Raw genomic sequence first — 6,839 nt, 5'->3', positions numbered from 1 at the left:
TATAGAACCTATTTGATATTTACATCTGTAACCGAAATAACAAAAGGTTTTGACGAGATTAAAGCATTTATTCTCAAATCATTACTATGTAATTCTTCTAAAAAAGATACCAAATGGGTTCTATAAATTATCCTCCTCACCTACCACTAAAGCAAATACCGATGGTACATGAGTTCGATGCAAAATAACAGACTGAAATTATTGACTTGTCTTAGTTTGATAAAAAAGGGATAAAGAGCAAAAATGAGTTTAATTAATGTAGATGTTATTAGCTATGGTGGAGACCTAATTTAGTCAGAAATTTTATCGCATTACCTGATACAGAGGTTCTTGCTGTTAGTGATTGTCGCATTGAATGTTTAAATCAAGTTTTAGCTCATTATCCTCATATTTCAGTAACAACTAAGTTTGAAGACTTACTGCAAAATCCCAAAATTGATGCCATTGTCATCGCCACACCTGTTTCAACTCACTTCTCTCTAGCTTTAGCAGCATTACATTAAATAATTATATCATGGCTATAATAAGAATATTTCGAGTGCAAATCCATATAGAATTTCGCATAGAGTTTGAGGATAAATTTTCAGATCTCTCTTTACAAACAGTAAAAAAAGCTACTGGTTTTATTTCGGCTTCTATTCATAAACCCACTAAATGGTCACCAGATGAATACATTATGATTTCTTATTGGAAAAATGAAGCCGCTTTGATAGCTTTTGCGGGGGAAAAATGGAACGTTTCAGTAATTCCTTACGGTATGGAAAAATTTGTTAAGAAATGTTCGGTTTATCACTATAAATCATGGGATTAAAGAATATTTTTAAATTGTATTATGGCAATTTTTCCTAGATACAATGAAATAAAAGAATTGATGATACGAAAGATTTGTATAATTCCTAGTGGAGTGGCGTAGTTCAAATTAATTATGAGTCTTCGGGAAAAAACGATTCAAGGTGTATTTTGGTCTGCTATTCAAAATTGGGGTAGTCAAGGAATCTCTTTGGTTATTTTTCTGATTCTAGCTCGTCTATTAGCTCCACAGGCTTGGGGATTAATTGCTATGGCTAATCTTGTCATTGATTTTCTGCAACTTTTCTTAAGTGAGAATTTTCGACAAACATTGATTCAAAAACAAACAATTAACATCAAGGAAATTAATACAGTTTTTTGGACGCAAATTTTTCTTGGTTTTCTGTTTACTTTGATTATTTTCATTTTGGCGGGAATAATAGCCACTTTTTTTCGACAGCCACAATTAAAATTAATTTTACAAATTTTTTCTTTTCTTTTTATAATTAGTGCTTTTAGCCAAACTCAAATAGCTTTATTACATCGTGAATTTGCTTTTAAAACTTTAGCATTGAGAAGTTTATTTGCAATTATTATCTCTGGAATAGTGGGAATTGTGTGTGCTTTCAACGATTATGGGCTATGGAGTCTTGTGGCACAACAACTAACCTATGAAATAGTAGCATTAATAATGTTATGGAAAGTTAGTGACTGGCAACCACAATGGCAATTCTCTTTTGACTATTTATGTAAAATATTATCTTTTAGTAGTAATGTTCTAGGTTACGAATTAATCGATTTTTTCAATCAACGCACAGATCAATTACTAATCGGTTATTTTTTAGGAGAAGTTGCTTTAGGTTCTTATGCGATCTCTCATCGTATATTACAAGTGATGACTCAATTATTGATCGGTAGTTTAAATGATGTAACATTTTCAATATTTTCTCATTTACAAGAAGATAAAGAGAGCTTTATTAATGCTTTTTATCGTGCCACTCAATTGACTTGCTTAATTGCTTTTCCTGTTTTTTGTGCCACCATAATATTAAGCGAAGAATTAATTATTACTTTGTTTACTGAAAAATGGTTAAATGCGATTCCCATTCTAAAAATACTTGGTTTTACAGGAATCCTCAGAAGTATTAGTTTTGTTCAAGCGACAGCTTTAGTGGCTATGGGAAAGCCCTCTTATCAATTAAAAATTAGCTTAATTAATACCATTTTAAATATTATTTTGTGTGTGATTACTGTTCCATGGGGTGTTATGGCTGTTGCCTTAGCCTATGTAATCAGTGATTATCTAGTTTTTCCTCTGTCTCAATGGCTATTAGGGAAATTAATTTCATTTTCATGGAGGGATTATTTCTCACAATTTATTCCATCACTTATTTGTACAGCAATTATGGCATTAATGATCTTACTTTGTAAAAATATATTACTTTATAACTTTAACTATCAAATAACATTAGTTATATCTTCTTTAATTGGTATTTTAACTTATAGTTTAGGATTATTAATTTTATTTCCTGTATTATCGTCTTCTTTATTAAATATGGTAAAAGAGCTTTAGGACTTACGCACATACTCTAAATATATTTAAAAAGCATACTTCTTGTCAACCACAATTTTAATGTTTAAATTCTGTCAAAATAATTGATCTCCGTAACGTTAGTAGCTAAAATCTTAAAAAAGTGATCGATTTCCGATGATTCTAGTTTAATGGTAAGTGCTTTTAATGGACAACCCGGCATTTATTCTCCAAGATATGGTAAAACAGATTTTGATCGAATTAATAGATTACTCACAGAATTAAAAGATAGTATTGATCGTCAAGCTCAATTTGTCTGTGCCATCGCCATTGCCAATCCAGAATCTGATTTACCTCCAGTTTTACTTATTAATTGAATATCAGTAATAGTTAATGACTTATCAATAGCTTTTGCCATATCATATAAAGTTAACGCTGTGATAGATACCCCCGTCAAAGCCTCCATTTCTACTCCTGTTTTTGCATTAGTTTTCACTATCACCTCAATGTCGTAACCCGGTAAATCTTCATTAGCCGTAATCTTAACAGCTATTTTAGATAAGGGTAAAGGATGACATAAAGGAATTAACTGTGATGTTTGTTTTGCCGCCATAATACCGGCTATTTTTGCCGTAGCGATAATATCTCCTTTTGGTGTATTGCCTTCTTTTATTTTTTGTAATGTCTCTAAACACATAATTACTTTTCCAGTGGCGATGGCTTCACGAGTAGAAATTGACTTTGACGAGACATCAACCATTTGCACATCACCTTCATCATTGATATGGGATAATTTATCTAACATAAACATTACATCTTACACATTTAGGTTTCAAGTTTTGGATAGTAAGGTAGAAAGCATTTAAGTTTACTTTCTGTAGGTAGGCAACGATGCACAGAGCACTCTTGCAATAGACATCGACCGAATTTAGGGAGCGGAGGGCTGGGAGCATAGAAAAATAATTTTAAATTTATTATTTCTTTATAAGAATTAATTTTATTTTTAATTCATGGAGAAGTCTAATGGGTAAGAGTTTTTAAAATTTTTTACTAAATTTAAAAGATGGGTTTTAGCTTATCTAGTTATAAATATTTTTGCACGACACTCCAACCGCTTAAACCGACAAATAATAAAGATAAAAATAAGCCTATATTGACACTAATATGAAATTTTCTTGCCCAAAGTTGGGTAGGATGTATTTTTGTTGAACTCCAAGCCGATAATAAAACTAAACTAACAACAATTATTCCCGCTAATAAATGCCAAGAATGTCCTAGACTACCATAATATCCTAATGTACCAATTAAGCCAATGGATAGTAACAATAAAACGAGGATAACCATTATTGTCCCAATTATCCAATGAAAGGGACGTAACCATTGGGGTCGTGGTTTTTTTTCTTGGCGATATTTAAACATCAATATTCCTGATACACCTAGTGTAAAATAAAAGGCGATCGTAAACCCCATAGACCATGCCGCAATTTTCCATAACCAGAGAAAAGAAGGTAAATTCATGTAACTTAAAATACTTTTTACATTACATCATTATTATAAATTTTAAATCCTGTTTTTGGTTGCCATTGAATTGCACCTTTTTTTAAAGATAATATTTGGATATTATTAACAGATAAATATTTTAATATATCTTCTTTAAGTTTCTCTGTATTGACGATGGCAATTTTAGTTTTTATTTGTTGAAATTGTTTAGTATTAAGACTTTTACCATCCCAAATAAGTATATCAGTTTTTATTATTGTAGGTAAATTAATATTTTGATTCTTGGTAATTAATAACCAAGTTTTATTAGCTAATTGAAAGTGAAAATAATTAGGATTTTGTGAGATAATGTGAATTGATTTAATCGCTTCTTTTTCTCGTAAACTAATATTCTTAATATTTATATACTGTTTTAATAAATCTAAAGCTCTTATATTGTCAGCATCATAAGGAATTAAAACTAAATCTAATTGATTTATGCCTTGATTTATCAGAAAAGCAACAATATTAAATCTGACATTATTTTTATCATTAAGATTAATTACTGCATGATTAGTTTGATTTTGAACAATAATAACTGGTTGATCTCTACTGGCTATAACTGTTACTTGAATTAAATTAAATTTTTGATATATTAAAGGAATAATAAATAAAATTAAACTAAATAATGTTAATTTTAACCAATTTTTTTGTCCCCATTTATTAAAAGTTATAAAAACTAAAATGCCATAAGCAAAAAGAAAACTTAATAAACTAATTTCTCCCACCGCTAAAGAACTAAAAGGTAATTTATTACTAATTTTGACTAAATTAATTAATAACCATGTGGGGATAAATAAAATATAGGCGATCGTACTGCCAATAAGAGGAATAAATACACCAACTATAGCAGAAAAAATGCCACCTAAAGTAATAATAATAACCAGAGGTGTCGCCAAAATATTAGTTAAAATTCCATAAACGGGAATGCGGTGAAAAGCATAACACTGTAAAGGTAAAGTCCAAATCGTAGCGGCAAGAGGCACAGCAATTAAATTGGCAATAGTTGGGGGTAAAAAATCTAATTTGTTAACAATGGCGGGTAAAGTGATGATTAAACCCCATGTAGCGAGAAAACTGAGTTGAAAACCCAAATCCCAAATCCACAAAGGATTAATTAAAAGTAATATAAAAGCTGATAAAAATAAACTAGCATAAGTTTTAACAGAGCGGTCGTTAATTATAGCAATTAAAATCGTAACCCCCATAAAAGAAGCGCGTAAAATAGAGGGAAAAAAACCTGTCAAAGTAGCGTACATTAATAAGCTCAATAAACCGATAATTAAACGAATACGGGGAGAATAAGATTGAGTTAAAGATAAAATACAGCCCAATAATAAAGAGACGTGAAACCCAGACGCAGCCAAAGTATGAGCTAATCCCGCAGTACGAAACGCATTTTGTAAATCTAAGTTTAAATCCACCGCCCGAGAGCCAATCACCATCGAACTAACTAAACTCCCATAAGGCACATTTAAAAAACGGACATGGGTTTGAATAATTCGTTGACGAAAATTAAATAGATTTTGAGCCCACCAATTACCTTGTTTTTCCATTTGGATTGAATCAGCAGATAATCCAGCAAAGATTCCTTCTCGTTTTAAATAGCCTCCAAAATCAAAACCTCCCGGATTTAAAGGCGGATTGGGAATATATAATTGTCCTCTTATCTTCACTATTTGAGAAGGATATAAGCCAGTAATTTGAAGTAAAGGTACGGTAACATAAACCTTTCCCGTAACTTTTTCTACATTGCCTTTTTTATCACTAATTTGTTGTGCTTTTAAGACAAATTTAGCATTATTATTTTGATTTAATCGAGGAGTAGTCACTATTAATCCTGTAACAGTCACAGGAGTACTATGATTTGTAGATGAAGAAGTTATTTGGTGACTAATATCAAGATTATCGGGAGTGGGAGTTCTCCAGTGTAAATAATAAAATCCACTAAGGAGAATTAAACCTGTCACAAAACAAGTAAAAATATTTAACTTTAACTTTCGCCATTTAGGAAGAAAAAAACAAGCAATAATAGTAATAATTAAAACCGTAATCGAAAAGAAAAATCCTTGAGATAAAGAGAATAAACCTGTTAATAATAAACCTATAATATATGAACCTATCCAGACATAAAAATAGTTATTATTTCTCATTAGAGTAATTTATCAATCCATAATTATGATTTCAATTATAATGTATTTCAAATCGATAAGAGACAACAAATTGTAAAATGAAGTGTAACATCTAAATTAAATAAACTACTAAAATATATTTTTACACTTTTGTATGAATAAATACTTAGGCTCGGCTGAAAAAGCATTAAAACTAGCTCAACAAGGTTATGAAACTATTTCTGCTTATAAAAATTTTCTCGAAAGTCAGAACATCACGTCAATAGATTGTTTTGAAAATTTACCAATAACCGATAAACAAAACTACATACTTAAATATAGCCTTAAAGATCTAATGCCACAAAATATCAAAAAAGGTTATAGAATAGGTAGATCATCAGGCTCATCAAGCTCATCAGGCAAAATTAGTTATTGGTTACAATCACCTGAAAAGATTAAAAATGATGCTTTAAGGTTACGAATGTTTCTTGAAAGTAATTTTCAGATTCATCAGAAGCCAAGTTTAGCAATTATGGCTCTCGGTTTTGGGAATTGGGTAGCCAGTGAAAATTTTAATTTAGCATTAAACACGGTTTCCATAGGCATAAATTATACTTTTTATACTTGTTGCACAGGTCCGAATTTAGAATCTATTATCGATATTATTAATAATATTAATTCTGAGGTAGAACAAATTATTATATTTATAGTTCCTTCGCTAATTTTTCATCTTCAAGAAAGGGCAAAATATTTAGGTTATGACTTACCTGTTCATAAGTTACGTTATATTGTTACGGGGGAATCTTTTCCTGAAAATTTTAGGATTAATTTACAAAATCAAGCTCAAGTTAGCCCCGAAAAGCCTTTTT

The 6,839-nt window shown here is 30.4% G+C and carries 8 protein-coding genes; 5 read left to right on the top strand and 3 right to left on the bottom strand.

Annotation, left to right across the window (positions count from 1 at the left end; translation table 11 throughout):
- Positions 1 to 305 precede the first annotated feature (305 nt).
- The 4 genes from FWJ34_RS19625 to FWJ34_RS16970 all read left to right on the top strand — a co-directional run bounded on the left by FWJ34_RS19625 (position 306) and on the right by FWJ34_RS16970 (position 2,697).
- Entirely contained in the window at positions 306 to 503 is a 198-nt protein-coding gene (locus FWJ34_RS19625; protein ID WP_396232048.1) for a Gfo/Idh/MocA family oxidoreductase, read from the top strand.
- An 11-nt stretch (positions 504 to 514) separates the two neighbouring features.
- The gene (locus FWJ34_RS16980; protein WP_308256530.1) at positions 515 to 811 is read left to right on the top strand and encodes an antibiotic biosynthesis monooxygenase family protein; all 297 of its coding nucleotides are present in this window, start codon (positions 515 to 517) and stop codon (positions 809 to 811) included.
- A 114-nt stretch (positions 812 to 925) separates the two neighbouring features.
- Positions 926 to 2,362 (top strand): lipopolysaccharide biosynthesis protein, encoded by a 1,437-nt coding sequence (locus FWJ34_RS16975; protein ID WP_308256529.1) that lies wholly within the window; start codon positions 926 to 928, stop codon positions 2,360 to 2,362.
- A 149-nt stretch (positions 2,363 to 2,511) separates the two neighbouring features.
- On the top strand, positions 2,512 to 2,697 hold the full coding sequence (locus tag FWJ34_RS16970) for a non-canonical purine NTP pyrophosphatase (protein ID WP_308256528.1): 186 nt from the start codon (positions 2,512 to 2,514) through the stop codon (positions 2,695 to 2,697).
- Here FWJ34_RS16970 and moaC read toward each other — a convergent pair.
- The 3 genes from moaC to FWJ34_RS16955 form a co-directional block, all read right to left on the bottom strand.
- Positions 2,628 to 3,125, bottom strand: coding sequence for a cyclic pyranopterin monophosphate synthase MoaC (gene moaC, locus FWJ34_RS16965; protein ID WP_308256527.1), 498 nt, complete (start codon positions 3,123 to 3,125; stop codon positions 2,628 to 2,630). The genes FWJ34_RS16970 and moaC overlap by 70 nt on opposite strands.
- Before the next feature lie 278 nt (positions 3,126 to 3,403).
- Positions 3,404 to 3,838, bottom strand: coding sequence for a DUF4079 domain-containing protein (locus tag FWJ34_RS16960; protein WP_308256526.1), 435 nt, complete (start codon positions 3,836 to 3,838; stop codon positions 3,404 to 3,406).
- Between the two features lie 17 nt (positions 3,839 to 3,855).
- Positions 3,856 to 6,012 (bottom strand): ComEC/Rec2 family competence protein, encoded by a 2,157-nt coding sequence (locus FWJ34_RS16955; RefSeq protein WP_308256525.1) that lies wholly within the window; start codon positions 6,010 to 6,012, stop codon positions 3,856 to 3,858.
- Between the two features lie 133 nt (positions 6,013 to 6,145).
- Here FWJ34_RS16955 and FWJ34_RS16950 point away from each other — a divergent pair.
- Positions 6,146 to 6,839, top strand: a 694-nt coding sequence (locus FWJ34_RS16950) for a hypothetical protein (protein ID WP_308256524.1), incomplete at its 3' end; no start/stop codon positions are given.

The organism is Geminocystis sp. GBBB08 (assembly GCF_016743215.1).
GTDB lineage: Bacteria > Cyanobacteriota > Cyanobacteriia > Cyanobacteriales > Cyanobacteriaceae > Geminocystis.
The sequence above is the reverse complement of the archived record's forward strand: the minus strand, read 5'-3'. Positions and strand labels throughout refer to the sequence as shown.